Raw genomic sequence first — 25,549 nt, 5'->3', positions numbered from 1 at the left:
GGGGTCAGAGAAGGGTCGTCTGACCGGAGCCGGCGAGGGGGTCACGGTGCTTGCGCAGGTGCCTCCAGCGCGGCAGGTCGTCGAGGTAGGACCACGACAGCCGGTGGTGCGGGGTCGGGCCGCTTTCGGCGAGAGCGCGTTGGTGGACCGGCGACGGATAGCCCGCGTTCGCGGCGAAGCAATAGGCCGGATGCTCCTCGCCGATCTCGGCCATCAGCCGGTCGCGGTGGACCTTGGCCAGCACCGACGCGGCGGCCACGGAGACCGAGCGCTGATCGGCTTTCACCTCGCACCGCACCCGCCACGGGCGTCCGAGGAAGTCGTGCGCGCCGTCGAGGAGCACTACGTCGGGCCGCAGCGGCAGGACCTCCAGGGCCCGGCACACGGCCCGGCGCAGCGCCTCCGTCATCCCGACCTCGTCGATCTCCTCCGCACTTGACTCGCCGTACGCGTGACAGGTGAGCCAGCCCGGCAGGACCTCCGCGAACGCCTCCCGCTGCGCCGGGCCGAGCAGCTTGGAGTCGGTCAGGCGGACCGTGCGCTCCCCGCGACTCGGCAACTCGGGCGGCGGGCCGAAAGCGGTGACGGCCGCGCAGACCACGACCGGCCCGGCCCAGGCGCCGCGGCCTACTTCGTCCACCCCGGCGACATGGACCGCCCCGGCCGCCCGCAACTCGTCCTCGATCTCGTATCCGGCGACGCGTCGGCGTGGGGTGGCAGGCGGGGACCCCCGGCTCGGTTCGGGCTCCAGGCCGGGCAGCGCATCGGTCATCCCGGCATCATCGCATGCACCACCGGCCTCAGGAGCGCACTCGTTACGCGCCGCCGTCGATCCAGGCATACGCGTCGTAGCCGGAGACTCCGGCGTCGTCCGTGGACTTCGTCCAGGTCAGGCTGGCCGCACCGCGGCCCGGCGCATCCGGGTGCGCCGGGCCGGGAAGGGAGGGTCAGGAACAGGTGGTGCCGTTGAGGGTGAAGGCGGCCGGTTTGGGGTTCTCGCCGGTGTAGGTGCCGTTGAAGCCGAGGTACAGCGACTGGCCCGGCTTGAGCGTCTTGTTCCACGCGTAGTTCTCGGCCGTGACGGCGGTGCCGGTCTGGGTCCAGACGGCCGACCAACCGTTGGTAAGCCGCTGGGAGGCGAGCGGGAAGGAGAAGGCCAGCTTCCACCCGTCGACGATGGCGGTGCCGGTGTTGGTGATCGTGACGGTGGTGGTGAACCCGCCGTCCCAGGTGGTGGCGGCGTATGTCACCCTGCATCCGGAACCGGACGACGCCGACTGGCTGGGGGACACCGACGGGCTGGGCGAGGACGTTCCCCCAGGCTGCGCGATGGCCGTGTACGGCGCCGAGGGGTTGCTCAGGTTCCCGGCCGTGTCGCGGGCCACGACCTGGAAGGTGTACGGCTTGCCACCTTCGAGCCCGGTGACGATGTCGCGGGGAGTGCCGTTCTCGCCCTCGTACGCGTAGCCGTGGTCGGTCCGCCGGAACAGGTCGTAGCGGGGCGGGATGCCACTGTCGTCGCTGACGGTGTACCAGGCGAGGAAGATGCCGCCGGGGATGTCCATCCCGGTCACGGTCGCCATTCCGGTCGGCGTGCCGGGAGGTGTGGTGTCCGTCCCCGGGCTCGGACTGGCGACGGGCGGCTCGACCATGGCCCGCTGGCGGACCAGGTCGGAGGGCGCGCTGAGATTGCCTGCGGCGTCCTTGGCGACGACGTAGAACAGGTAGTCGCGCCCGGGAGTGAGGTTGTACACGACCCCGACGACCCTGTCGCCGGACGAGGAGAGCTGGGCGGTCACGGGGGTGAAGGCACCGTCGATCCAGGCATACACGGTGTAGCCGGTGACCGCGACGTCGTCCGTGGACTTCGTCCAGGTCAGGCCGGCCGCGCCGTTGACGTACGCGGCGTACGGCTCCGGGCCCTCGGGACGGGTGGGCGGGGTCCGGTCGATCGGGCTGGGGCTGGGCGGGGGACTGGAGGGAGGCATGCCGCTGAGGTAGCCGGCGCTGGCCGTCAGTTCGTTGGACGGCGGGCCCGCGTTCCCCGCCGCGTCTTTCGCGACGACCCGGAACGTGTACGACTGTCCCAGGGTGAGGCCGCTGACGATGGACCCCGGGCCGGTCGTGGTCCGGATGGCGGTGAAGACGCCGTCCTGCTTGACCTGGACGTCGTAGGCGGTGACGCCGACGTCGTCGGTCGCGGCGCCCCAGCACAGCGACACGCCGATGCCGAGGCCCGATCCGGGAGCCGCGGGCAACGGACAGTGCCACAGGGCTCCCGGAGCGCTGGGCGGGGTGGTGTCTCCGGCCGCCGCGGAGGCCGGGAGACCGGCGGCGCCCACGAGTCCGGCGCCCATGAGTCCGGCGCTAATGAGAACAGCGGCGGTGTGCAGACCTTTGACGGGCAACTGTTCACCTCTAGTTCGGGCGGCCCGGCACGTCAGGCGGGACGGCCGGGCCACGGGTCGAAGTCACGAGCAGGTGGTGCCGTTGAGAGTGAAGGCGGTGGGTTTGGGGTTGGAACCGCTGTAGGTGCCGTTGAAGCCGGCCTGGACGGACTGTCCGGGGGCGATGGTCTTGTTCCAGTCGAGGTTGACGGCCGTCACGTTCGCGCCGTTCTGGGTCCAGGTGGCCGACCAGCCGGGCGGGCTGATCTTCTGGGTGCCGGGGAAGGCGAACCTCAGCGTCCAGCCGTCGACCGCGGTCGTGCCGGTGTTGGCGATCGTGACGGTCGCGGTGAACCCGCCGCCCCAGTCGCTCGTGCCGTACGTCACCCGGCATCCGCCACCCGGCGACGGTGAGGGGGACGGCGACGGGCTGGGCGACGGCGAGGGGCTGGACAGGCCGTGCTGCGCGGTCGCGGTGAGCGTGGCCGAGGGCTGGCTGGAGTTGCCCGCGGCGTCCCGCGCCACGACGTAGAAGGTGTAGCTCGTGCCGGCGACCAGCCTCTCCGCGACGTAGAGGAGAGTGGTCGATGAACCGATCTTGCTGAAGCCGGTGCCCTGCCTCATGTACACGTCGTAGCCCGTGACCCCGGTGTCGTCGGTCGAGGCCGTCCAGCACATCGGCACCGCGTTGGTGAAGTCCGCGCCGCAGACCCGCAGTCCGGTGGGCGCGCTCGGCGGCGTGGTGTCCACCGGAGACGGCGAGACGGACGGCGAGGGGCTGGGGGACGGCGACGGACTGGGGGAGGGTGAGGGGCTGGGGGACGGCGACGGGCTCACCGTGCCCTCCGGCGGGGTGCCCCACACCAGCGTGTTCCCGTCGTACACCGGCACGTGGGAGGCGGCCGAGGCCGACCAGTCGTTGGCCGGGTCCCAGGTCGCGCCGTTCGGCACGGAGATGCGCAGCTGGGCGCTGCGCCGGTAGAGCTGGGCGTCGCCGGGGTAGATCGGCTTGCCGGTGCAGTCCACCTCCGCGTAGTAGGTGCGGTCCCGGGCGAGGACGGGCCCGGTCACGGCGCAGCCGCTGCTGTCGCCGCCGGTCACCTTCACCTGCGAGGCCGAGGTGGAGCCGTCGAGCGTGAAGTAGTAACGCGCCTTCCCCGACTGGAGGACGCGCGGAGGCCAGTTCGACGTGTTGGTGATGGTGACGGCCAGCGAAGTGCCGTCCACACCGGTGTAGACGTTGTCGACACCCGCGGTGATCTCGTCGTACTTCCTCTCCGGCGCGGGGAAGTCCGCCAGGGGCGTGCCGCCGTACTCCTTGGCGAACCGCGCGAGCACGTTGGTGATGCCGGAGTTGTAGTCGATCGCCACCTCGTTGCGGACATAGTCCGTACGGCTGTCGGTGTAGGCGTCGGCGGCGTCCGGTCCTCCGGCGAGCGCGCCGTACAGGACGTGCAGGTTCGGGCCGGTGGTGTCGCTCATGTATCCGAGGTACTGGCCGCTGGCCGCCCGATGGTGGACGTGCGTCGGCGGGTTGGTCCCGAAGCCGACCATGTAGCTGGAGTGGCGGGGATTGTCGCCGAGTGCGTAGTCGACCTGCCGCTTGGCGAAGTCGTGGTAGCGGGAGTAGAGCGGGTCGCCGGTGCCGAGGTGGTCGGCGTAGACGAGGGCGACCCACGCGGTGTTCAGCGCCATGCGCAGGGAGGCCCAGTTGAAGACGTACGCCAGGCCGCCGGGGGTGATCGTGCCCTTCTTGCCCTTGTAGCCCACGGTCCAGTAGTCGAGGTAGCGCTGGACGTCGTCGATGTACTTCTGCTCGCCGGTCAGCGTGGCCATCAGCGCGTAGACGCCGTATTCCTTGTCGTTCCACCCCAGGCCGAAGGTGTAGGCGGGCACCGTGGTCCCGCCCGCGCCCTGGCCCGCGTCGGGCTCGCTGCCCATCTTCGGGTAGAACTCGCGGGCCTTGTCCAGGTAGCTCCCCGTGCCCGTGGCCCGGTAGAGCCACACGGCCGCCCAGGCCAGCTCGTCCCAGTACATCTTGGTCGCGCCGGGGTGGTCGGAGCCGCCCTCCCAGGTCGAGTTGTAGTAGCCGGAGATGCCCGGCACGCAGCTCGTGTACGCGGTGTCCTGGCCGTTCGTCCCCTTGGTCGTGTCGGCGAACGTGAACAGCTGCCTGGCGTGCGTCAGCAGCGTGTCGGCGTACGACGGGTCGCTCTGGCGGAAGGCCATCGAGGAGGCCGCCATGGCCGCGGCCGTCTCGGCGACGACGTCGGTGCCCTTGCACGACGGGGTGATCTTGTAGACCGGCCGCGACATGCCCTTGATGTCGATCACCTCGGGCGGACCCCAGTACGCGTGGTCCACGCTGCCGTCGCCCACCTGGACGTACAACGTCTCCGGCTCGGGGTGGGCGGCGATCAGGTAGTCGGTGGCCCATTTGAGGTTGTTCAGCATCGGCGTGAGCTGGGTCCCGTAGCCGGACCGGTTCTCGACCAGCCCCCAGGCCAGCATCGTGGTGGTGAACGCCATCGGGAAGCCGAACTTGACGTGGTCGCCCGCGTCGTACCAGCCGCCGGACAGGTCCACCCCGGCCGGCTTGCCGTCGTTCAGCGTGCGGTCGCCGCGCCACTCCACCCGGCTCCAGGCGGGCTTCCTACCCGACTGCTGCGCCTCGTAGAAGTAGATCGACTTCTGCAGGGCCTCGGTGTAGTTGTACGACGCCGCGGCCTGGGCCCGCGTCGGCCCGGGGACGAGCGGGGCGGCCAGCACGGCGGCCAGCGCGGTGACCAGCACAGTGGCCAGCGCAGTGGCCGGCCGGCCCAGCGACAGGGGTCTCATCGATGCCTCGTCTCAGGAACAGGTGGTGCCGTTGAGGGTGAAGGCGGTGGGTTTGGCGTTGGCGCCGGTGTAGGTGCCCTGGAAGCCGATCTGGACGGACTGGCCGGCACCGATGGTCTTGTTCCAGTCGAGGTTCACCGCGGTGACGGCGGTCCCGGTCTGCGTCCAGGTGGCCGACCAGCCGGGCGGGGAGATCTTCTGGTTGCCCGGGAAGGCGAACTTCAGGGTCCAGCCGTTGATCGTCGCGGCACCGGCGTTGGTGATCGTGACGGTCGCGGTGAACCCGCCTCCCCAGTCGTTGGTCGCGTACGCGACCTTGCACGTGCCCCCGGACGAAGGCGACGCAGAGGGCGAGGCAGAGGGGGACGCAGAAGGCGACACAGAGGGAGATGCAGAGGGAGATGCAGAGGGAGACGCCGACGGGGATGCGGACGGTGATGCCGACGGGGACGCAGAGGGAGACGCCGAGGGCGAGGCCGACGGGGATACCGACGGGGAGGGTCCGGTTCCCGGCGGGGTGCCCCAGAGCAGCCTGCCGTCGTTGCCGTACAGCGTCATGCGGTCGGCGCCCTTCGCCGACCAGTCGTTGGACGGGTCCCAGGTCGCGCCGTCGGCCACGCCGATCCTGAGCTGCACCTCGCGGCGGAACTCCGACTGGCCGCCCGGGAAGATGAGCGTGCCGGTGCAGTCGACCTCGGCGTAGTACGTCCGGCCTTCCAGCAGGTGCGGCCCGGTGGGCTGCTTGCACTGGGTGTAGGACGTGCTTACGGTGACCTGGCTCGCCGTCGTCGAGCCGTCGAGCGTGAAGTAGTAGCGGAACTTCGCCCGGTCGAGCACGGTCGCGGGCCAGGCCGACTTGTTGATGACGAAGGTCTTGGCCGCCGTCTCCCGGGTGGTGTGGGTGATCGTCGGCTCCAGGGAGAACTCCGGGCCGTCGGGCGTCTCGCGCGGCAGCGTCGCGAGGGGCGACCCGCCGTACGCGCCGTAGAGGACGGCGAGCGAGCTGGTGATGCCGGAGTTGAAGTCGAGCGCGACCTCGTTCTTGACGTAGTCGCCCCGGCTGTCGGTGTAGGCGTCGGCGCCGTCCGGGCCGCCGACCAGCGCGCCGTACAGGATGTGCCTGCTCACGGTGGGTTCGCCGTCGGGACCGGCGTTGGTCCAGGAGCCGTGCGCGCCGCGGTGGTGTGGGTTGCGCGGCGGGTTGGTCCCGAACCCGATCATGTAGCTGGAGTGGCGCGGGTTGTCGCCGAGCGCGTAGTCGATCTGGCGCTTGCCGAAGTCGTGGTAGCGGGCGCGGAGCGAGCTGGACGAGCCGAGATAGTCCGCGTACCTCAGGGCGACGAACGCGGTGTTGGCCGCCATGCGCAGCGAGGCCCAGTAGAAGATGTACGCCAGGCCGCCGGGGGTGATCGTGCCCTTCTTGCCCTTGTAGCCCACGGTCCAGTAGTCGAGGTAGCGCTGGACGTCGTCCTTGTACTTCTGCTCGCCGGTCAGCTCGGCCATCTGCTCGTAGACGGCGTACTGCTTGTCGTTCCAGCCGAAGCCGAAGTTGAAGACGGGGACCTGGACGCCGTTGCTCCCGGGGTCTTCCTGGGTGCCCATCTTGGGATAGAACTCGCGGGCCCGGTCGAGGTAGCTCGCGGTGCCCGTGGCCCGGTAGAGCCAGACGGACGCCCAGGCCAGCTCGTCCCAGTACATCTTCGTGGCGCCCTCGACCTGGCCGCCCTCGCCGGTGGAGTTGTAGAAGCCCTGCGCGGCGCTGACGCAGTTCACGTACGCCGTGTCGCGGCCGTTCGTCCCCTTGGTCGTGTCGGCGAACGTGAACAGCTGCCTGGCGTGCGTCAGCAGCGTGTCGGCGTACGACGGGTCGGTCGGCCGGAAGACGATCGACGACGCGGCCATCGCGGCGGCGGTCTCGGCCGCCACGTCGGTGCCGGGGCACGACGCGGTGATCTTGTAGACCGGCCGCTTGTGGCCCTTGGCCTCGACGGTCTCGGGCGCGCCCCAGTAGGAGTGGTCCTCACCGCCGTCGCCGACCTGGACGTAGAGGACGTTCGGCTCGGGATGGGCGTTGATGAAGTAGTCGCCCGACTGCCGCAGCGTGTTCAGCAGGTACGGCAGCTGGCCCGACCTCTCGTAGGCCGACCGGTAGTCGACGCCGCCCCAGGCCAGGGTGGTGGTCATGGAGGCCATCGGGAAGCCGAACTTCACGTGGTCGCCGGCGTCGTAGAAGCCGCCCGACAGGTCGACTCCGGCGGACTTCCCGTCGTTCACGGTCGAGTCGGCCCGCCAGGTCACCCGGTTCGTGGACGGCAGATGGCCCGACTCCTGCGCCTCGTAGAACAGGAACGACTTCTGCAGCGCCTCGCCGTAGGCGAACGTGGCGGCGGAGGCGGGAGCCCCGCCGGAGGTGCCGGACAACACGGCGCCGGTCGACACTGTCACGGCCAGTGCCGCCGCAGTGCTCGCGCTCAGCAGCCGTCGCGGTAGTCGCATGGAAATCCCCCCAGGGATGACGTACGGGCGGGACGACCGGAAAGGGATCCCGCCCGGATCGTGCGTACGGGACCTGGCGCGCTCCAAGCGCGGCCCTGGACGCAGGGCCGTCCGTACAGGTCAGGGGCGTCACAGCGAGCCGGGGGAGTGAAACTTTCAGCACGGGCCCGGCCGCTGTGAGGGCATGGCGACCACGAATTAACCGTGCCGGACATTTCGAGAAACGCCGCGTACCTAGCGTCCGAGTCGTGGATGCAGGGCTGTATACAACACCGGACACGGGCCCGGGCGCGCGGACGAAACTCCGGCGGGAGCAGGTCTACGGCGAGTTGCGCCGGCGGCTGATGCTCGGCGAGTTCGCGATCCGGTCCCGGCTGGTGGAGGAGCGGATCGCCGCGCTGCTGGAGGTCTCCAGGACCCCGGTACGCGAGGCGCTGGTCCGCCTTCTCGCCGACGGCCTGGTGGAGCGGGGCCAGGACGGCGGTTACTACGTCGCCCAGCCCGACCTGCACGACCTCAGAGACCTCTACGAACTGCGGGTGACTCTGGAACTGCGCGGGATCAGCCGCGCGCTGGAGCCGGCCGTACGCGGGCACGACCCGGCGGTGCTGGAACCCCTGCGCGACCAGTGGCGCGCGCTGCGGGACGACCAGCCGGAGCCCGACCCGCAGTTCGTGGTGATGGACGAGGACTTCCACGTCACGATGAGCCGCGCCTCGGGGAACGCGGCGCTCACGAGCACCCTCGCGTCCGTCAACGCGCGGATCAGAGCGGTGCGCATGTACGACTTCCTGACCGCCGACCGCATCACCCTCACGATCCTGCAGCACCTGGAGATCGTCGAGGAGGTCCTCGCCGGGCGTCTCGAGGACGCCCTGACCGCGATGCGCCGGCACGTCGGGGAGTCGATGGACGTCGTCGAGCGCAGGGCCGCTCGCGCGATCACCCAGATGGCCCTCAACCGAGGCAGGCGCCATGACGTTGACCGAGGCTCCCACTGACCATCCCCTGCTCGCGGCTCGCGGCCTGACCCGGGCGTTCGGCGACGTCGTCGCCAACGACGGGGTCGACTTCGACGTACGGCCCGGCGAGGTGCACGCCCTCGTCGGGGAGAACGGCGCGGGCAAGAGCACCCTTCTCAAGCTCATCTACGGCGTGCACCGGCCCGACGCGGGCGACCTGGTGGTGGACGGCACGCCCGTGCGGGTAGGCAGCCCGGCCGCCGCCCGGTCCCTCGGGATCGGCATGGTCTTCCAGGACCTGCGGCTGGTCCCCGCGCTGACCGTGACGGAGAACGTCGCGCTCGCGATGCCCGGCAGGCTCAGGCCCGCCGCGCTCGCGCGGCGCATCGCGGCCGCCGCAGAGGAGTACGGCCTCGCCGTGGACCCGCACGCGAAGGTCGCCCACCTGTCGATCGGCGAGCGCCAGCGCGCCGAGATCCTGAAGGTCCTCCTCACCGGCAGCCGGGTGATCATCCTGGACGAGCCGACCAGCGTGCTGGCTCCCCAGGAGGTCTCCGCCCTCTTCCAGGTCGTCCGGCGGCTGCGCGGCCTCGGGTACGGCGTCGTCATCGTCACCCACAAGCTGGGTGAGGTCAGGGCCGTCGCCGACCGGGTCACCGTGCTGCGCGGCGGCCGGGTGATCACCGGCGGGGCGGACCCGGCCGCGTACGACGACGCCGAGCTCGTGGAGGCGATGGTGGGCCGGGCGGTGCCGCCGCTGCCCGCCGACCGCCCCGCGCCGCCGCCCGGCCGTACGGCCGCGCTCTCCCTCACGGGGGTGAGCGCGTACGGCGACAACGGGGTGCTCCGGCTGCGCGACGTCACGCTCGACGTGTTCCCCGGCGAGGTCGTCGGGGTCGCGGGCGTGGCGGGCAGCGGCCAGCGGGAGCTGTGCGAGGTCGCCTGCGGCCTGCGCCCGGTCGCGACGGGTGTGGTCGCGGTCGCGGGCGAGGCGCTCGCCGGCCCGTCCGGGCGGGTCGCCGAGGTGCCGGAGGACCCGCTGGCCGACGCCGTCGTCCCCGGGCTCACGGTGGTCGAGCACGTCGCACTCGGCCTGCCGCGCAGGCCGCGGCGGCGGCTGAACGTCGACTGGCGGCGGGTGGCCGAGATCTCCCGCGACCTGGAAGGCCGCGCCGGGCTCGGGATGGCCGCGGCCCGCCGCAGGGTGGCCGAGCTGTCCGGCGGCAACGTCCAGCGGGTCATGCTCACCCGGGCCCTCGCCCGTGACGACGCCGCGCTGGTCGTCGCGGCCTACCCCAGCCGGGGCCTCGACATCGCGACCACCCGGCGTACGCAGGAACTGCTCCTGGAGCGGGCGGCGGCGGGCGCGGGCGTGCTCGTCGTCTCCGAGGACCTCGACGAGCTCATCGCGATCAGCGACCGCATCGCCGTCCTGCACGACGGCCGCCTGGCGGGCGTCGTGGCGGCGCGCGGCGCCGACCGGCAGGAGATCGGACGCCTCATGCTCGGCGGTGCGATCGGTGGTGCGGCATGACGGCCACGCTCACGCGGCCCGCGGTAGCCGACCGGACCGTCTCCCCGGTCAGGACGGCGCTGAGGACGGCGGCGCGGTGGATCGGGGCGCTCGCCGGGGCGGTGGCGCTGTTCGCCGTCCTCCTGCTGGCCAAGGGGGTCGACCCGGTCGCGGCGCTGACCGGCATGGTCGCGCAGGCGTTCACCGGGCCGAGCCTGGAGCAGATCGTCATCAAGGCGACCCCGCTGGTCCTCGGCGCGATGGCGGTCGTGCTGCCCGCCCGGGCCGGACTCACCAACGTCGGCGGCGAGGGGCAGATCCTCATCGGGGCCGTCGCGGGCGCGGGCGTGGGCCTGTCCGTCCCCGGGCCGGCCGCGCTGCCGCTCATGCTGCTCGCCGGGGCGGCCGGCGGCGCCCTGTGGGCGGGTGTGGCGGCGGCGATGCGGCTGGTGGTGGGGGTCAACGAGGCCGTCACCACGCTGCTGCTCAACTACGTGGCGCTCGACGTCATGCTCTACCTCATCTACGAGCCGTGGAAGGACCCGCACGGCTCCGGGCAGCCGGCCACCCGCCCGCTGGAGATCGTCCAGCGGATGCCGCTGGTCAGCGGCACCGCCGTCCACATGGGGATCGTCGTCGCCCTGCTCGTCGCCGTCGCCGTGTGGCTGGTGCTGCGCGGCACGTCGTTCGGCTTCCACCTGTCGGTCGTCGGCGGCAACCCCGAGGCGGCCCGCCGCGCCGGGCTGCCGGTGGCGCGGCTGATCCTCGCGGCGATGCTGCTCGGCGGGGCGTTCGCGGGGCTGGCCGGAGCCGTCCACCTGGCCGGGGTCGAGTTCAAACTCAGGCCGGGGCTCACCACGAACATCGGCTACATCGCGTTCCTCGCCGCCTGGCTCGCCCGGCACCGGCCGCTGCCGGCCGTGGGGGCGGCGCTGCTGCTCGCCGCGGTCACGGTGGCCGGCGACAGCCTCCAGCTCGACAGCGGGCTGCCGGCCGCGACCGTAAACGTCCTGATGGGCCTCGTCCTGCTCGCCGTACTCGGATGGAGTCGCCATGCTCGTCGTTGACGTGCTCGCCGGAGGGGTCAGGGGCGGGACCGCGATCATGTTCGCCGCGCTCGGCGAGACGCTGGCCGAGCGGGCCGGGGTGGTCAACCTCGGCACCGAGGGCTGCATGCTGGTCGGCGCGTTCGGCGGCTACGCCGTCGCGGCGGAGACCGGGAGCCCCTGGCTCGGCCTGCTGGCCGGAGCGCTCGCGGGCGCGCTGCTCGGACTGGTGCACGCCGCCGCCGTCCTGTGGCGGGGCGCGGACCAGTTCGCCACCGGCCTCACGCTCATGTTCCTCGGGCTCGGCCTGACCTCGCTGTTCGGCGCGGCGTACGTCGGCAGCCCCGCCCCCGGGTTCGACCCGGTGCCGGTGCCGGTGCTCGGCGATCTCCCGATCGTGGGGGAGATCCTGTTCCGGCACGACCCGGTGACCTACCTGTCGTTCGCCGTCGCGCCCCTGCTGTGGTTCCTCCTCGGCCGCACCAGGACCGGCCTGCTGGTGCGCACGGCCGGGGAGCGCGCCGACGTGCTGCACGCGCACGGGCACTCGCCCGCCCTGGTCCGCGCCGCCGCCGTGGTGGCCGGCGCGGGGCTGGCCGGGCTCGGCGGGGCCCAGCTCTCCACGGCGTACGCCCATGCCTGGTTCGAAGGCATGACGGCGGGCCGGGGCTTCATCGCGGTCGCGCTCGTCATCTTCGCCGCCTGGCGTCCCCTGTGGGTGATGGCCGGGTCGTACCTGTTCGGCGCCGCGCTCGCCGTGGCGCCGGCGCTGCAGGCCCGCGGGCAGGCGCTCAACCAGTTCGCCCTCGACGCCCTGCCCTTCGTCATCACCCTCGTCATCCTCGCGATCCTCGGCAGGCGCACGCTGCGCGCCGCCCCCGAGGAACTCCGCCGCGTCTTCGCTCGCTAGCCGGGAGACCCCATGCGCACGATCATCGCCGGGGCGGCCCTCACCGCCCTCGCCGTCCTCTCCACCCTCACGACCGCCTGCTCCGCCAACACCGCAGGGACCGCCGCGCCCGCCGCCCCGGGCGGCGCCGCGCCCGGCAAGGACTCACCCGCCGTCGGGTTCGTCTTCGTCGGCCCGAAGGACGACTACGGCTACAACCAGGCCGCCTACCAGGGCAGCCAGGAGGTGGCCAAGGTGTTCCCGCAACTGAAGGTGATCACCGCGGAGAACGTGCCCGAGGACGACAACGCCGCCCGCGTCATGAACAGCATGATCGCCAAGGGCGCCCGGATCATCTTCGCCACGTCGTACGGACACCTGGACGCCGCGCTCAAGGTCGCCGCCGAGCACCCCGACGTCGTGGTCGTCCAGCAGGGCAACCTCATCACCGGGACCACCCCGCCGAACGCGGGCACGTTCTTCGGCACCGTGTACGAGCCCGTGTACCTCGCGGGCATCGCGGCGGGCAAGGCGACGAAGACCGGCAAACTCGGATACGTCTACGCGTTCCCGATCAGCCAGACCATCGACAACATCGACGCCTTCGAACTCGGCGCCCGGTCGGTGAACCCCACCGTGAAGACGTACGCGGTGAGCACGTCGAGCTGGTGCGACCCGGCGAAGCAGGCCGAGGCGGCGGCGAACCTCCTCAAGCAGGGCGTCGACGTGATCAGCCAGCACCAGGACTGCACCGCGACCGTCATCAAGGCGACGGAGGCGGCCGGCGCGATGACCGTCGGCTACCACGCCGACGCCTCCGGCATCGCCCCGAAGGGCTGGCTGACCGGGTCACAGTGGAACTGGGGACCGCTCTACTCCGACATCGTCCGCACGGCCCTGGCCGGCACGTTCACCGGCTCGAAGTACAACGCGAACTTCCGGGTCGGCTACAAGACCGGCGACAACCCCTTCGTGCAGTCGCCGTACGGGCCGGGCGTGGACGAGGAGACGAAGAAGCTGGTCGACGCCGCGAAGGAGAGGCTCAGGAACTCCTCGCCCTTCGCCGGGCCGGTGCGCGACCAGGAGGGCAAGGTCCGCGTCCCGGAGGGCACCGTGCCCGACTACGAGACCATCGAGAAGATCGACTACTTCGTCGATGGCGTCGTCGGAAGCCTGCCGAAGTCGTGAGGTCCTCAGTCATGACCACCACTCCGTATCCCTGGCCCTGGCACGGGCGTCTGGACCCGTCCCGGCTCGCCCTGCTCGCCGTGGCCTGCCCGGATCGCAGTGCCAGAGGGGGGATGGCTGGGGGGACAGCCGGCCTGGAGGAAACGGTGCGCGGTGCGGGCGGCCTGGTGGTCCGGGTCGGGGTCCGTCCGCCGCTGCGCCCCGCCGGGCCTCCGGTGGCACCACCGAATAGGGCTCCGAGTAAGGCTACGGGTGCTGCTCCGGACTGCGACGTCGCGGCGGCGGGGTGGGACGGGTTCCACGGCAGCGGCCTCGACGACCTGCTCAGGGCCGCCGGGCGCGACCTGCTGGCGCTCACCGGCTGCTGCCTGGAACTCGGCGTCCACTCGACGATGCGGTCGGCCAACGACCGGGGGTACGAGTGCCTGCTGGTGGCGGACGCCTGCGCCGCCGCCGACCCCATGCTGGCCGGGGCCGCCCTCTCCATGATCGAAATGTCCGGCGGGATCTTCGGCGCGGTCGGATCGAGCGCCGCCCTCATCAGGGAGCTGTCATGATTTTTCCGGTTGTCGAGGCGGAGCCGTACGCCTGGCCGTACGACGGTGGGCTCGATCCCGCCACCACCGCCCTGATCTGCGTCGACTGGCAGGTCGACTTCTGCGGGCCGGGCGGCTACGTGGACATGATGGGCTACGACCTGTCGCTCACCCGGGCCGGCCTGGAGCCCACGGCGCGGGTGCTCGCCGCCTGCCGCGAACGCGGCCTCCTGGTCGTGCACACCCGTGAGGGACACCGGCCCGATCTCGCCGACTGCCCGCCCAACAAGCTGTGGCGGTCACGGCGGATCGGCGCGGGGATCGGCACGGCGGGGCCCTGCGGGCGGATCCTCGTGCGCGGCGAGCCCGGCTGGGAGATCGTCCCCGAGGTCGCGCCCGTCGGGGGTGAACTCGTGGTGGACAAGCCGGGGAAGGGCGCGTTCTACGCCACCGACCTCGACCTGCTGCTGCGGACGCGCGGGATCACCCATCTCGTGCTGACCGGGATCACCACCGACGTCTGCGTGCACACGACCATGCGCGAGGCCAACGACCGGGGATACGAGTGCCTGCTCCTCTCCGACTGCACGGGCGCGACCGACAAGGGCAACTACGAGGCGGCCCTGAAGATGGTCACCATGCAGGGCGGAGTCTTCGGCGCGGTCGCCCCGTCCGCGGCGCTCCTCGCCGCGCTCCTCGTCTCGCCTGCCGAGGCTCCGTGACTCCGGCCGAGGTCGTCGCGGGCACGTACCGGAGGATCCGCGAACGCGGGGACGACGGCGTCTGGATCAGCCTCCGCCGGGAGGCCGACGTGCTGCGCGACCTGGACGGGCTCGACCCCGCGCTCCCGCTGTACGGCGTGCCGTTCGCGGTCAAGGACAACGTCGACGTGGCCGGGTTGCCGACGACGGCGGCCTGCCCGGCCTTCGCCTACCGGCCCGCGCGTAGCGCCCCGCTGGTGGACCGCCTGGTGGCGGCGGGGGCGCTGCTCGTCGGCAAGACGAACCTCGACCAGTTCGCCACCGGCCTGTCCGGGACTCGCACGCCCTACGGCGCGTGCGAGTCGCCGCTGGTGCCGGGGCTCATCTCGGGCGGCTCGTCGTCCGGGTCGGCCGTGGCGGTCGCGGCGGGGCTCGTGCCGTTCGCGATCGGCACCGACACGGCGGGGTCGGGCCGGGTGCCGGCCGCGCTCACCGGGACGGTGGGGCTCAAGCCGTCCCGCGGCCTGGTGCCCACCCTCGGCGTCGTGCCCGCCTGCAGGTCGCTCGACTGCCCCAGCGTGTTCGCGCGCACGGTCGCGGACGCGACGGCGGTCCTGCGGGTGATCGCCGGGCCGCACCCCGGCGACCCGTGGTCGCGCACGCCGACACCCCGGAAGCCCGGCGGCGGCGCGTCCGCCCGGATCGGCGTCCCGCGTACGCCGGAGTTCTTCGGGGACGGCGCCGCGGCGGAGGCGTTCACCGCGGTGACCGAGCGGCTGGCGGGCCTGGGTCACGAGATCGTGCCGGTCGACCTGACGCCGTTCCTCGCGGCGGGGAGACTGCTCTACGAGGGGCCGTGGGTGGCCGAGCGGCTCGCGGGCGTGGGCGACTTCACCGCCCGGCACGCGCGTGACCTGCACCCGGTGACCCGGCGGGTGCTGGAGAGCGGCGGCGCGATCAGCGGGGCCGAGGTGTTCGGGGGGCTGCACCGCCTGCGGGAGCTGCGGTCCGTCACGGCGCCCGTGTGGACCCGGATCGACGCGCTGGCCGTGCCGACCGTGCCCACGACGTTCACGCTGGCGGAGATGGCCGAGGACCCCATCGGCCGCAACACGATCCTCGGCCACTACACCACGTTCGCGAACCTGCTGGACCTCGCCGCGGTCGCCGTGCCCGCCGGGCTCACCCTGGCGGGCCGGCCACACGGCGTGACCTTCCTGGCTCCGGCGGGGTCCGACGACTTCCTGGCCGCCCTGGGCGCGGGCTTCCTGGGTGAGAAGGCCGCGAAGGACGAGAAGGACGAGGCGGACCCGGCGCCCCGGGCGCCGGCGGCCCGGACCGTCCCGCTGGCGGTGGTCGGGGCCCACCGGGTGGGCCAGCCGCTGCACCCGCACCTGGTGGCGCTCGGCGCGAGGTTCGCCGCCGTCGCCCGGACGGCCCCCTGCTACCGGCTCTACGACCTCGGCGACAGGCCCGGCCTGGTCAGGGAGGAGGGCGGCTCCTCCGTCGAGGTCGAGTTGCACGAGATCACACCGGCCGCACTGGGGGAGCTGCTCGTGACCGTCCCCAGTCCGCTGGGCCTCGGCACGGTGGAGCTCTCCGACGGCCGCCGGGTCCAGGGCTTCCTGTGCGAGTCGTACGCGGTGGGGTCGGCCAGGGACATCACCGGGCTGGGCAGCTGGCCCGCCTACCTCGCGGCCGGACGCGCGTAGCGCCCGGCCGCGAGGCGGTCGCGCCTACGCCGCCGCGGGCGCGTACGCCTCGACATCGCGGCGCCGCATCCGGTGGATCAACGTGTCCAGCGCCCAGGAGCCGGGGCCGAAGACGGCGATGAGGAAGAACGACCAGCAGAACATGGCCGCGGCCTCGCCGCCGTTGAGAAGCGGGAAGAGATCCTGCGGGGCGTGGACGGTGAAGTAGGCGTAGGCCATCGAGCCGGAGCAGAGCACCGCGCTGACGCGGGTGAACAGCCCGAGGAGGACGAGCGTGCCGAAGACCAGCTGGATGGCCGCCCCCCACCAGCCCGGCCACGAGCCGGTCGGCAGGACCTGACCCTTCCCGTCGATGCCGCCCAGGACCCCGAAGATCGACGACACGCCGTGGCAGACGAACAGCAGCCCGGTCACGACCCGGAAGAGCGAGAGCACCGGCCCGCTGATCTGACCGATTTTCACGGAGACCACCTTCTTTGTGGTGAAAAATAAGAATGAGAGCACCGGCCGACGAAAGTTTGGCTCAGAACTGTATAAACCGTGCAGAATTCCGGCGTTCCGAGCTTCACATTGTCGGCGGATTCGACGCCCGGCTGTGGGAAGCCGCGCGCAGGTAGGGGTGCAGACCCCGAAAGTGCAGGTCAACACCTTTATCCCAGCAGCGTCGCTGGTGGTGTCGCTCATGCGTCCATGGACTGCGACGAGCCCGATGTCACTGTTCGGCGCCGAACGGACAGCGGACCGCGCTGGTCTTAGATTGCTGGTGCGGAGGCCGGTAGTCAAGTGTTCAAGTAATGCTTAGGGGTGCCGTGGCGGTGCTATGCGGGATAATGCCTGGTAGTGCTCCGTCCACCCATCGGATTTTGGTTTCAGTGACCATTCGGGCCGCGTGAAACTTTCCGATCGGGTCGTGCGCTATCGCGTCCAGAGACACTCCTGCACGGTCTGCACCAGTGCCATCAGGCCCGCCGACACTCGTTCGCCCCGCCATGCGAGGGCGTACGTCAGCCGTAGATCGCCCGCGTCGAGCGGGACGAAGGCGACGTCGTCCCTGCGGACGGACGCGACGAGCAGAGCGGGAGTCGGGAGCAGGCCGACGCCCGCCGCGACCAGGTCGAGCGCGGCGGCGAAGTCGTCGATCTCGCCGGCCACCACGTGCTGCCGGTGGGGCCCGACACGAGCGGCGAGCCGCGCCCACACGCCGCCGGGAGGGCGTTCACGGGGCACGAGCACCCGGTGCCGGGCGAGCCGTTCGGGCTGCAGCCGGGGCAGGTCCGCGAGCGGGTCCCCGGCGGGCACGGCCAGGTGGCTGACGGGCACATGGAACCGGGCGGCCGTGGTCAGGTCACGGGGAAAAGGGCTCGCCAGGATCGCGGCGGTCACCTCACCGGCGGAGACGGCCGCGAGGGAGGCGGCGCGCCCGGCGGGACGCAGTTCCACCTCGGCCGGGGGATCGCGGCGGGCCATCCGGAGGGCCACCCGCGCCGCGAGACCACCCACCAGCGGGGGATAGGCCAGCCGGACGCCGGCGCCCGCCGGTGCGGCCAGCCGCCGCGCCTCGGCCGAGAAGGCCGCCGCGGACTCCAGCAGCGTCTCGGCGTACGGCAGCAGCGTCTTCCCGGCGGGGGTCAGCCGCACCTCGCGGCTGGTCCGCTCGAACAGGCGGACCCCGAGCACACGCTCCAGCCGCCCGACGGCCTGACTCGCGGCGGGCTGGGAGACGCCCATCTCGGCGGCGGCGCGGGAGAAGCTGAGATGCCGGGCGACGAGGGCGAAGCAGCCGATGTCACGCAGTGGCGGGCCGGGGTCCACGGGTCAGGGCTTGCGGCCGACCCCGCACATCGCGTCGACCTCCGGCGCCTCGCCGAACTGGCTGGGCCCGGGCCGCCATCGGGACACCGACACCACCCCCGGCTCCAGCAGCGTGAGACCGTCGAAGAAACGGGTGATCTGCTCGGGCGTGCGCAGACGATAGGGGTCGCCCGCCTCGGCGCGGATGCGCTCGGCCTCGTCCGCCGCCTCGGGCGCGACGACCTTCGTGCCGTCCTCGAACACGAGATGGCTGCCGGACGGGAGGGCGTCCATCAGATAGCGCACGAGCCCGTACGCCTCCTCGTCGTCGAGGACCTGACCCATGACCCCGAGCAGCATGAGCCCCACCGGCTCGGCCAGGTCGAGCGTCTTCGCCGCCGCCTCCAGGATCGTGCCGGGGTCGCGCACGTCGGCCTCGATGTAGGCGGTCATCCCCGGCGGAGTGCTGGTCAGCAGGGCGTGGGCGTGCACCAGCACCAGCGGGTCGTTGTCGACGTACACGATCCGCGACTCCGGCGCCACCCGCTGGGCGACCTCGTGGGTGTTGGCGGCGGTCGGCAGGCCGGTGCCGATGTCGAGGAACTGCCGGACGCCCACCTCGCCCGCGAGATACCGCACGGCCCGGCCGAGGAAACTCCGCGACTGCCGGGCGATGTCCACGATGCCGGGATACGCCTGCATGAGCTGGTCGCCGAGTTCCCGGTCCGCCGGGAAGTGGTCCTTGCCCCCGAGGAAGTAGTTCCAGACGCGCGCCGCGTGCGGCACGCTCGTGTCGAGCCTGGGACGGCCCTCGTCGCCGGGACCGTCCACCAAGCCTGCGCTCATCCGACCTCCCGTGCACAACCCTAGTGCCGGTTCACGGCGAACCCGAGAGACGGACGGCTTGAGTTTCCAGTCGCTGTCAGGGTGACACTCGTCGCCATGGACGATGAAGGGCTGTTCACCGTCGGACGGCTCTCCCGCCGCACCGGCATGCCGGCGCGGACGATCCGCTACTGGTCGGACGTGGGAGTGCTGCCGCCGGCGGGACGGAGCGAGGGAGGCTACCGGCTCTACGACGCCGGCGCCGTGGCACGGCTGGAGCTCGTCCGGACCCTGCGGGACCTCGGCCTCGGCCTCGGCGACATTCGGCGGGTGCTGGAGCGGAAGGTCACCCTGGCGGATGTCGCCGCCGTCCATGTGGACGCACTGGACGCGCAGATCCGCACCCTGCGGATCCGGCGCGCGGTGCTCAGCACCGTCGCGAGACGACGGTCCGGCACGGAAGAGATGAACACGGAGGAGATGAAACTGTTGAACGACATGGCACGGCTGTCCGCGGAGGAGCGGCGGCGCATCGTCGAGGACTTCGTGGACGAGGTCTTCGGTGGCCTGGACGCCGATCCGGAGCTCAGGAACCGGATGGGGCACACCCGGGTCGACCTCCCCGACGACCCCACGCCCGAGCAGGTGGACGCCTGGGTGGAACTGGCCGAGCTCGTACGCGACCCGGACTTCCGGCGGCGCATGCGCGACATGGTGGAGCACAACAGCCGAGGGCGGGCCGGACAGGAGCCGGGGGCCTTCGCCTGGTTCGCCAAGAAGGTCGTCTGGCTCGCGGGGCAGGCCCGGGAGGACGGCGTGAGCCCCGATTCACCGGAGGCCGCGGAGGTCGTCACCCGCCTGCTCGGCGACATGGACGCCGCCGGCCGGGCGGCCGTACGGGAGCGGATCGAGGCCGGCCTGTACGCCGAGGCCGATCGGTACCGGCGCCTGATGGCGGTGATCAACGGCCGGGAGCCCAAGCCGTCCCACGCGGACGACTTCGCGTGGCTTCTGGACGCCCTCCGCGCGCACCCGGGGGCCTGACCATGATGTGAGCGCGAACATTACCGACAAAGTGGACGTCGGGGAGCCTTGACAGGACATGTTAGCGCAAACAATATTAACGGGCGCGTCATATCCATGACTGGAGACCCCCCATGTCCGTATCCCCCCGCCCTTCACCGCGCAGAACCGCGATCGCGACGGCCGGCGCGCTCCTCTGCGCCGGCCTCGTGTCCACGGGTGGCGTGGCCGCCGCCGACAACGCGTGGTCGCCCAAGCCGTCGTACACCTCGACCGACAAGGGCGACGGCACCTACACCGTGCCGATCACCAACGCCGACGTGCCGGACATCAGCGTGGAGCGCGTCCCGGCCGCCGAGAACAAGGAGCACCGGGACGTCTACTACATGATCAGCACCACGATGCACCTGAGCCCGGGTGCACCGATCATGAAGTCCTACGATCTGGTGAACTGGGAGATCGTCAACTACGTGTTCGACCGGGCGGACATCGGCGACGCGTTCTCGCTGCGCAACGGGCAGAACTCGTACGGCCAGGGCCAGTGGGCGTCGTCCCTCCGCTACCACGACGGCAGGTTCTACGCCGTCTTCAACACCAACAACCTCGGCGGCGCCTACCTCTACAGCACCGACGACGTCGAGAACGGGAAGTGGAAGCGCACGCCCCTCGGCCGCGGACTGCACGACCCCTCGCTGTTCTTCGACGACGACGGCACGGCGTACATCTTCTACGGCTCCGGCAGCACGAGTGCCGTGCGCCTCAAGTCCGATATGTCGGGCATTGACAAGGACTTTCCGAGCATCTTCGCGGCGAGCGACTACGCCGGCAAGCCGTTCATCGGCGGCCTGTTCGAGGGCGCCCAGGTCTTCCACATCAACGGCTACTACTACGTGGTGATCATCACCTGGCCGTCCGGCCAGGGACGCCAGGTCGTCATGTTCCGCTCCAAGGACCTGCTCGGGCGCTACACCTCGGCGGACGGCACGAACACCTACGAGGCCCGCGGGGTGCTCAACTCCAACGGCTTCGCGCAGGGCAGCCTCGTGCCGATCTCGCGCGACGGAGGCGGCACCGACTGGTACGGCATGTTCTTCCGCGACAACTTCCCGATCGGGCGCACCCCAGCGCTCATCCCCGCGACGTGGCAGGACGGCTGGCCGGTCTTCGGGAACAACGGGGTCGTGCCGGTGGGCGGCGCGTTCGCCAAGCCGATCGCGCTGAGCCCGGAGGAGGAGCGGCTGGAGCAGCAGAAGAGCATCGTCGCCTCCGACGACTTCGCCAACGACGCCCCGCACAAGGCGTACATGGACGAGGACTGGACGATCCCGCAGCCGCCGGCGTACGACCCCTCGCTCATCGGCGTCGAGCTGCTGCAGAACCCCGGGTTCGAGTCCGACGCGGTCTCGCCGTGGGGCACGCAGTACGGAGCGACGATCAGCCGCGACACGACCGGCCCGGCGGCGGGCTCGGCGGCGCTGAAGGTGAGCAACCGCACGCTCAACGGTTCCGGTCCGAACCAGTACCTGAACGGGAAGGTGCAGCGCGGTGTGACCTACACCGTGTCGGCGAAGGTCAGGTACACGTCGGGGCCGAGCAGCATCCGGTTCAACCTGGTGGCCGACTGGGGCGCCGGCGTCCAGACGATGGCGTCCGGGAACGTTCCGATGGGCCAGTGGACGACGGTGACGGGCCAGTACACCGTTCCCACGACGGCGAACGTGGACAACTTCAAGTTCGCGGTGGAGACGCCGTGGGGCAACCCGCAGCCGGCGTCGTCGAGCGTGGAGTACCTGATCGACGACGTCTCCGTCGTCGGGCAGCCGGTGACGACCGAGTACCCCGCCAAGGAGGAGATCACCCCCAACGGGTCGCGCCTGGCCCCGGTGTGGGAGTGGAACCACGCCCCCGACAACCGGTACTGGTCGCTCACCGATCGCGACGGATGGCTGCGGCTGACGACCGGCAAGGTGGTCACCGGCAAGTACGTCTACACCAAGCTCTCCAACCGGGACGAGCTGACCTGGTTCGAGGAGGCGCGGAACACGCTCTCGCAGCGGACGTTCGGGCCCCGGCAGTCCGTCGAGACCAGGATGGACGTCTCCGCCATGAAGAACGGCGACGTCGCCGGCCTGGCCGCCTACAACCGCGGGTTCTCCTACATCGCGGTCAAGCGCGCCGACGGCCAGAACACGCTCGGCGTCGTCAACCGGGGGCAGCCGTTCGCGGTCGACATCGATCAGGCGGCGATCGAGAACTTCGTGCCGGGCACGACGGTTCCGCTCGGAGACGCGAGCCAGGTGTACGTGAAGGCGGACCTCGACTTCGCCTCACCGGCCGGACAGCTGTGGACGACGTTCTACTACAGCCTGGACGGGCTGAAGTGGACCCAGCTGGGCGGCCGCGTCGGCCCGCAGGCGCTGGACGGCAGCCTCTCGCACTTCATGGGGCACCGGGTCGGCCTGTTCGACTACGCGACGAAGGAGACCGGCGGCCACGTCGACTTCGACTACTACAAGCTCAGCGACACGCTGACCGCGCAGAACAAGCCGCTCGACACGAGCGCCCTCGACGCGGCCGTCGCGTACGCGGAGACGCTCGACAAGCGCGACTACCCCGCGGACGCCTGGTCCGCGACGCAGGCCGCGCTCGCCGACGCCAAGGCGGCGCGGGCCGGGCAGTTCGGCACCCAGAACCAGATCGACGCGCCCGAGCGGGCGCTCAGCTACCAGCTCGCCCGGCTCGGCACGCTCAGGGCCGCCTCGCCGGAGGTCAAGCTGACCGTCACCGCCGCCTCCCGCTGCATCGGCTCCTCGGTGTACCTGGCGGTCACGGCCGTCAACGACTCCGATGTGCCGGCGACGGTGACGCTGACCACCCCGTACGGCTCCAAGACCGTGACCGGCGTGGCCCCGGGCAAGCAGGCCTACCAGTCCTTCAACACCCGGGCCGGGCAGATCGGCGCCGGCAAGGCGACCGTGGCCGGGACCGCGACGATCGGTGGCAAGCAGGTCACCACGTCCTACGACGCCGCCTACCCCGCGGCCGACTGCCGCTGACCCCACATCTCCCCGCAAAGTCCGAGGTCAAGGAGAATATTCGTGTTGAAGCGCGTCAGAAAGTCGGTCGTGCGACGGGTCGCCGCCGCGGCCGTGACCGGCGCCCTGCTGGCGACGGCGGTCGCCGCGACGACAGGGCCGGTGCAGGCCGCAGGCCAGAACATCATCGTGAACGGCGGGTTCGAGGACGGCCTCAGCAGCTGGTTCGTCAACAACGGGAACTCGACGGACGGCGCCACGCTGTCGCCCACGACGGACGCATACGCCGGTTCGAGCGCCGTGCTCGTCACGAACCGGAAGACGACCGGATCCGGCCCGATGCAGGACCTGTCCGGCAAGGTGCAGGCCGGGAAGACGTACGCGATCACGGCCCGGGTGAAGTACGAGAATCCCAACAGCCCGGCGACCAAGCAGTTCTTCGCCACCATGCACTACGGCGGCTCGACGTACACGAACGTCGGCACGGTGACCGTGGCCCGCGGGCAGTGGGGGCTCATCCAGGGCACGTTCACGATCCCGGCGGGGCAGAGCGTCACGACCGCGCGGCTCTTCCTCGAGACGCCCTGGACGTCGAATCCCTCGTCCGCTCCGGACACGCACCTCATGGACTTCAAGGTCGACGACGTGTCGGTCTCGGAGTTCACCCCCTCGACGACCATCGAGGCGCTCGGCAAGAACCCGGGCGAGGGCAACCCGCTCATCTCGCACAAGTTCGGGGCAGACGGCAACGCCTTCGTCCACGACGGCCGCGTGTACATCTACATGACCAACGACACGCAGGAGTACAAGCCGGGCCCCACCGGGGTCTCTTCGACGAACACCTACGCCAGCATCAACACGATCACGGTCATCTCGTCCGACGACCTCATGAACTGGGTCGACCACGGCGAGATCCCCGTCGCGGGCCCGAACGGGGTCGCCCGCTACGCGAACAACTCGTGGGCCCCGGCCATGGAGAGCAAGGTCGTCGGCGGCAAGGAGAAGTTCTTCCTCTACTTCGCCAACAACGGCGGCGGCTCCGGCGTCATCGTCGGCGACTCACCGGTGGGTCCGTGGCACGACGAGCGTGGCAACCTGCTCATCACGAGCGCGACGCCGGGGGCGTCCAACGGCATCAACTGGCTGTTCGACCCCGGCGTGTTCGTCGACGACGACGGCCAGGGCTACCTCGTCTTCGGCGGTGGCGGCGACGACGGGACGCGCAGCGCCGAGAACACCAACCACCCGAAGTCCACGCGTGTGATCAAGCTCGGCGACGACATGATCAGCACGAACGGCTCGGCGGAGGTCATCGACGCGCCGCTCGTGTTCGAGGCCGGCCACCTGTTCAAGCGCGACGGCAAGTACTACTACTCGTACTCGTCGAACTTCGGGTTCGGCGGCACGGTCGACCCCAACGGCCCGCCGACCGGGGCGATCGCCTATCTCATGGCCGACAGCCCGATGGGCCCCTGGACCCCCGAGACGTACAAGGGGATCATCTTCAAGAATCCCGGCACCTACTTCGGCGCCGGTGGCAACAACCACCAGTCGGTGTTCCAGCTCAACGGCCAGTACTACTTCACCTACCACGCCCAGACGCTCAACAGCCGCATCACGGGCGGCGCCACCCAGGGCTTCCGCAGCCCGCACCTCGCCAAGCTCGACTTCAACGCCGACGGCACGATCAAGGAGGTGAGGGGCGACTACAAGGGCGTCGAGCAGATCCGCAACCTCGATCCGTACCGGGTCATCGAGGCCGAGACGATCGCGTGGCAGCAGGGCATCGCGACCAAGAAGATCGACGGCGGGTCGGAGGAGTTCGGCGCGCAGGCGCCGAACCTCGCGGTGTACGACGTCGACAACGGCGACTGGACGTCGCTCGCCAAGGTCGACTTCGGCACGGCCGGCGCCACCGGCGTCACCGCGAAGGTGCGGCCGCTCGCCGCGGGCGGCAGGATCGAGGTCCGTCTCGACGGCCGCAACTCGCCCGTGGTGGCGACCATCCCCGTCGACGCTCCGCTCGGCGAGTGGACGAGGCTCTCCGCCAAGCTCGACGGTGTCAAGGGCGTGCACGACGTGTACTTCACCTACGCCGGGCCCGAGGGCGCGGACCTCTTCGAGATCGACTCCTGGGCCTTCGAGGCGGAGCAGTCCTCGCCGGAGGTCAAGCTGACCGTCACCGCCTCCTCCCGTTGCATCGGCTCCTCGGTGTACCTGGCGGTCACGGCCGTCAACGACGGCGACGCGCCGGCGACGGTGACGCTGACCACCCCGTACGGTTCCAAGACCGTGACCGGCGTGGCCCCGGGCAAGCAGGCCTACCAGTCCTTCAACACCCGGGCCGGGCAGATCGGCGCGGGCAAGGTGACCGTGGCCGGGACCGCGACGATCGGTGGCAAGCAGGTCACCACGTCCTACGACGCCGCCTACCCCGCGGCCGACTGCCGCTGACCGCACCGGCCCCGCCCCTCATGAATTCGGAGTGATCACCCCATGCGAATGACCCGCACCACCCAGATACTGGCCGCCTCCGTGCTCGGCCTCACCCTCACCGGCATCGGCGTCTCCCCCGCCCTCGCCGACGACCCCGGCGCCGGCATCGAC

18 protein-coding genes and 2 pseudogenes are annotated in these 25,549 nt (G+C 71.2%); 12 read left to right on the top strand and 8 right to left on the bottom strand.

The features are described 5' to 3' along the window. Positions 1-4: 4 nt before the first annotated feature. From HHX37_RS32895 to HHX37_RS38325, 4 genes and pseudogenes are all read right to left on the bottom strand, one after another. Entirely contained in the window at positions 5-772 is a 768-nt protein-coding gene (locus HHX37_RS32895; RefSeq protein ID WP_182887895.1) for a ribonuclease HII, read from the bottom strand. 175 nt (positions 773-947) lie between these two features. Continuing rightward, complete coding sequence (locus HHX37_RS32890; protein ID WP_182887894.1) at positions 948-2,357, bottom strand: cellulose binding domain-containing protein; 1,410 nt, start codon at positions 2,355-2,357, stop codon at positions 948-950. A gap of 114 nt (positions 2,358-2,471) precedes the next feature. Beyond that, the gene (locus HHX37_RS32885; protein WP_182887893.1) at positions 2,472-5,225 is read right to left on the bottom strand and encodes a glycoside hydrolase family 9 protein; all 2,754 of its coding nucleotides are present in this window, start codon (positions 5,223-5,225) and stop codon (positions 2,472-2,474) included. 12 nt (positions 5,226-5,237) lie between these two features. Continuing rightward, positions 5,238-5,534, bottom strand: a pseudogene (locus HHX37_RS38325) (cellulose binding domain-containing protein); the annotation flags it as partial. On the opposite strand from HHX37_RS38325, the gene HHX37_RS38320 reads away from it, so the two are divergent. Then, a complete protein-coding gene (locus tag HHX37_RS38320; RefSeq protein WP_396777472.1) occupies positions 5,485-5,928 on the top strand; it encodes a hypothetical protein in 444 nt (147 codons plus the stop codon). The pseudogene HHX37_RS38325 and the gene HHX37_RS38320 overlap by 50 nt on opposite strands. Positions 5,929-5,930: 2 nt before the next feature. On the opposite strand, the pseudogene HHX37_RS32880 reads toward HHX37_RS38320, so the two are convergent. Further along, a pseudogene (locus tag HHX37_RS32880) lies at positions 5,931-7,721 on the bottom strand (glycoside hydrolase family 9 protein); the annotation flags it as partial. A 248-nt stretch (positions 7,722-7,969) separates the two neighbouring features. Between HHX37_RS32880 and HHX37_RS32875 the strand changes: the two are divergent. The 8 genes from HHX37_RS32875 to atzF are packed head-to-tail and all read left to right on the top strand — an operon-like array spanning position 7,970 to position 16,268. Continuing rightward, positions 7,970-8,722 (top strand): GntR family transcriptional regulator, encoded by a 753-nt coding sequence (locus HHX37_RS32875; protein WP_182887891.1) that lies wholly within the window; start codon positions 7,970-7,972, stop codon positions 8,720-8,722. Next, positions 8,697-10,217: an ABC transporter ATP-binding protein gene (locus HHX37_RS32870; RefSeq protein WP_182887890.1), complete on the top strand. Its 1,521-nt coding sequence runs from the start codon at positions 8,697-8,699 to the stop codon at positions 10,215-10,217. Before HHX37_RS32875 ends, HHX37_RS32870 begins: the two co-directional genes overlap by 26 nt. Next, entirely contained in the window at positions 10,214-11,263 is a 1,050-nt protein-coding gene (locus HHX37_RS32865) for an ABC transporter permease (protein ID WP_182882632.1), read from the top strand. Before HHX37_RS32870 ends, HHX37_RS32865 begins: the two co-directional genes overlap by 4 nt. Continuing rightward, positions 11,250-12,152, top strand: a complete 903-nt coding sequence (locus HHX37_RS32860; protein ID WP_182887889.1) for an ABC transporter permease — start codon at positions 11,250-11,252, stop codon at positions 12,150-12,152. Before HHX37_RS32865 ends, HHX37_RS32860 begins: the two co-directional genes overlap by 14 nt. 12 nt (positions 12,153-12,164) lie before the next feature. After that, positions 12,165-13,319 carry a BMP family ABC transporter substrate-binding protein gene (locus tag HHX37_RS32855; RefSeq protein WP_182887888.1) on the top strand — a complete coding sequence of 385 codons (1,155 nt, stop codon included), beginning with the start codon at positions 12,165-12,167 and terminating at the stop codon, positions 13,317-13,319. 11 nt (positions 13,320-13,330) lie between these two features. Further along, positions 13,331-13,876 (top strand): cysteine hydrolase family protein, encoded by a 546-nt coding sequence (locus HHX37_RS32850; protein WP_182887887.1) that lies wholly within the window; start codon positions 13,331-13,333, stop codon positions 13,874-13,876. After that, positions 13,873-14,577, top strand: coding sequence for a cysteine hydrolase family protein (locus HHX37_RS37360; protein ID WP_259406923.1), 705 nt, complete (start codon positions 13,873-13,875; stop codon positions 14,575-14,577). The genes HHX37_RS32850 and HHX37_RS37360 overlap by 4 nt, the downstream gene beginning before the upstream one ends. Beyond that, positions 14,574-16,268 carry an allophanate hydrolase gene (gene atzF / locus HHX37_RS32840; protein WP_182887886.1) on the top strand — a complete coding sequence of 565 codons (1,695 nt, stop codon included), beginning with the start codon at positions 14,574-14,576 and terminating at the stop codon, positions 16,266-16,268. The genes HHX37_RS37360 and atzF overlap by 4 nt, the downstream gene beginning before the upstream one ends. 24 nt (positions 16,269-16,292) lie before the next feature. On the opposite strand, the gene HHX37_RS32835 is transcribed toward atzF, so the two are convergent. From HHX37_RS32835 to HHX37_RS32825, 3 genes are all read right to left on the bottom strand, one after another. Then, a complete protein-coding gene (locus HHX37_RS32835) occupies positions 16,293-16,730 on the bottom strand; it encodes a DoxX family protein (RefSeq protein WP_244302245.1) in 438 nt (145 codons plus the stop codon). Positions 16,731-17,183: 453 nt separating this feature from the next. Then, positions 17,184-18,080, bottom strand: coding sequence for a LysR family transcriptional regulator (locus HHX37_RS32830; protein WP_182882638.1), 897 nt, complete (start codon positions 18,078-18,080; stop codon positions 17,184-17,186). Positions 18,081-18,083: 3 nt separating this feature from the next. Continuing rightward, positions 18,084-18,905 carry an SAM-dependent methyltransferase gene (locus tag HHX37_RS32825; RefSeq protein ID WP_182877444.1) on the bottom strand — a complete coding sequence of 274 codons (822 nt, stop codon included), beginning with the start codon at positions 18,903-18,905 and terminating at the stop codon, positions 18,084-18,086. Positions 18,906-19,001: 96 nt separating this feature from the next. Between HHX37_RS32825 and HHX37_RS32820 the strand changes: the two genes are divergently transcribed. From HHX37_RS32820 to HHX37_RS32810, 3 genes are all read left to right on the top strand, one after another. Next, positions 19,002-19,928: a MerR family transcriptional regulator gene (locus HHX37_RS32820; RefSeq protein ID WP_182882640.1), complete on the top strand. Its 927-nt coding sequence runs from the start codon at positions 19,002-19,004 to the stop codon at positions 19,926-19,928. Positions 19,929-20,041: 113 nt separating this feature from the next. Beyond that, positions 20,042-22,963: a family 43 glycosylhydrolase gene (locus tag HHX37_RS32815; protein ID WP_182887885.1), complete on the top strand. Its 2,922-nt coding sequence runs from the start codon at positions 20,042-20,044 to the stop codon at positions 22,961-22,963. 42 nt (positions 22,964-23,005) lie between these two features. Beyond that, positions 23,006-25,396: a family 43 glycosylhydrolase gene (locus HHX37_RS32810; RefSeq protein ID WP_182887884.1), complete on the top strand. Its 2,391-nt coding sequence runs from the start codon at positions 23,006-23,008 to the stop codon at positions 25,394-25,396. Positions 25,397-25,549 lie beyond the last annotated feature (153 nt).

The organism is Microbispora sp. H10885 (genome assembly GCF_014161415.1).
GTDB classification, from domain to species: domain Bacteria; phylum Actinomycetota; class Actinomycetes; order Streptosporangiales; family Streptosporangiaceae; genus Microbispora; species Microbispora triticiradicis.
Note: the sequence above shows the minus strand (reverse complement) of the source record. Positions and strands in the feature narration are given on the sequence as shown.

Excerpts from the sequence above, each read along its gene's own strand:
- HHX37_RS32825 (WP_182877444.1), bottom strand. The coding sequence starts at position 18,905 with ATGAGCGCAGGCTTGGTGGACGGTCCCGGCGACGAGGGCCGTCCCAGG.
- HHX37_RS32865 (WP_182882632.1), top strand. The coding sequence starts at position 10,214 with ATGACGGCCACGCTCACGCGGCCCGCGGTAGCCGACCGGACCGTCTCC.
- HHX37_RS32895 (WP_182887895.1), bottom strand. The coding sequence starts at position 772 with ATGACCGATGCGCTGCCCGGCCTGGAGCCCGAACCGAGCCGGGGGTCC.
- HHX37_RS32815 (WP_182887885.1), top strand. The coding sequence starts at position 20,042 with ATGTCCGTATCCCCCCGCCCTTCACCGCGCAGAACCGCGATCGCGACG.
- HHX37_RS37360 (WP_259406923.1), top strand. The coding sequence starts at position 13,873 with ATGATTTTTCCGGTTGTCGAGGCGGAGCCGTACGCCTGGCCGTACGAC.
- HHX37_RS32890 (WP_182887894.1), bottom strand. The coding sequence starts at position 2,357 with ATGGGCGCCGGACTCGTGGGCGCCGCCGGTCTCCCGGCCTCCGCGGCG.
- HHX37_RS32870 (WP_182887890.1), top strand. The coding sequence starts at position 8,697 with ATGACGTTGACCGAGGCTCCCACTGACCATCCCCTGCTCGCGGCTCGC.
- HHX37_RS32820 (WP_182882640.1), top strand. The coding sequence starts at position 19,002 with ATGGACGATGAAGGGCTGTTCACCGTCGGACGGCTCTCCCGCCGCACC.
- HHX37_RS32860 (WP_182887889.1), top strand. The coding sequence starts at position 11,250 with ATGCTCGTCGTTGACGTGCTCGCCGGAGGGGTCAGGGGCGGGACCGCG.
- HHX37_RS32885 (WP_182887893.1), bottom strand. The coding sequence starts at position 5,225 with ATGAGACCCCTGTCGCTGGGCCGGCCGGCCACTGCGCTGGCCACTGTG.
- HHX37_RS32855 (WP_182887888.1), top strand. The coding sequence starts at position 12,165 with ATGCGCACGATCATCGCCGGGGCGGCCCTCACCGCCCTCGCCGTCCTC.
- HHX37_RS32850 (WP_182887887.1), top strand. The coding sequence starts at position 13,331 with ATGACCACCACTCCGTATCCCTGGCCCTGGCACGGGCGTCTGGACCCG.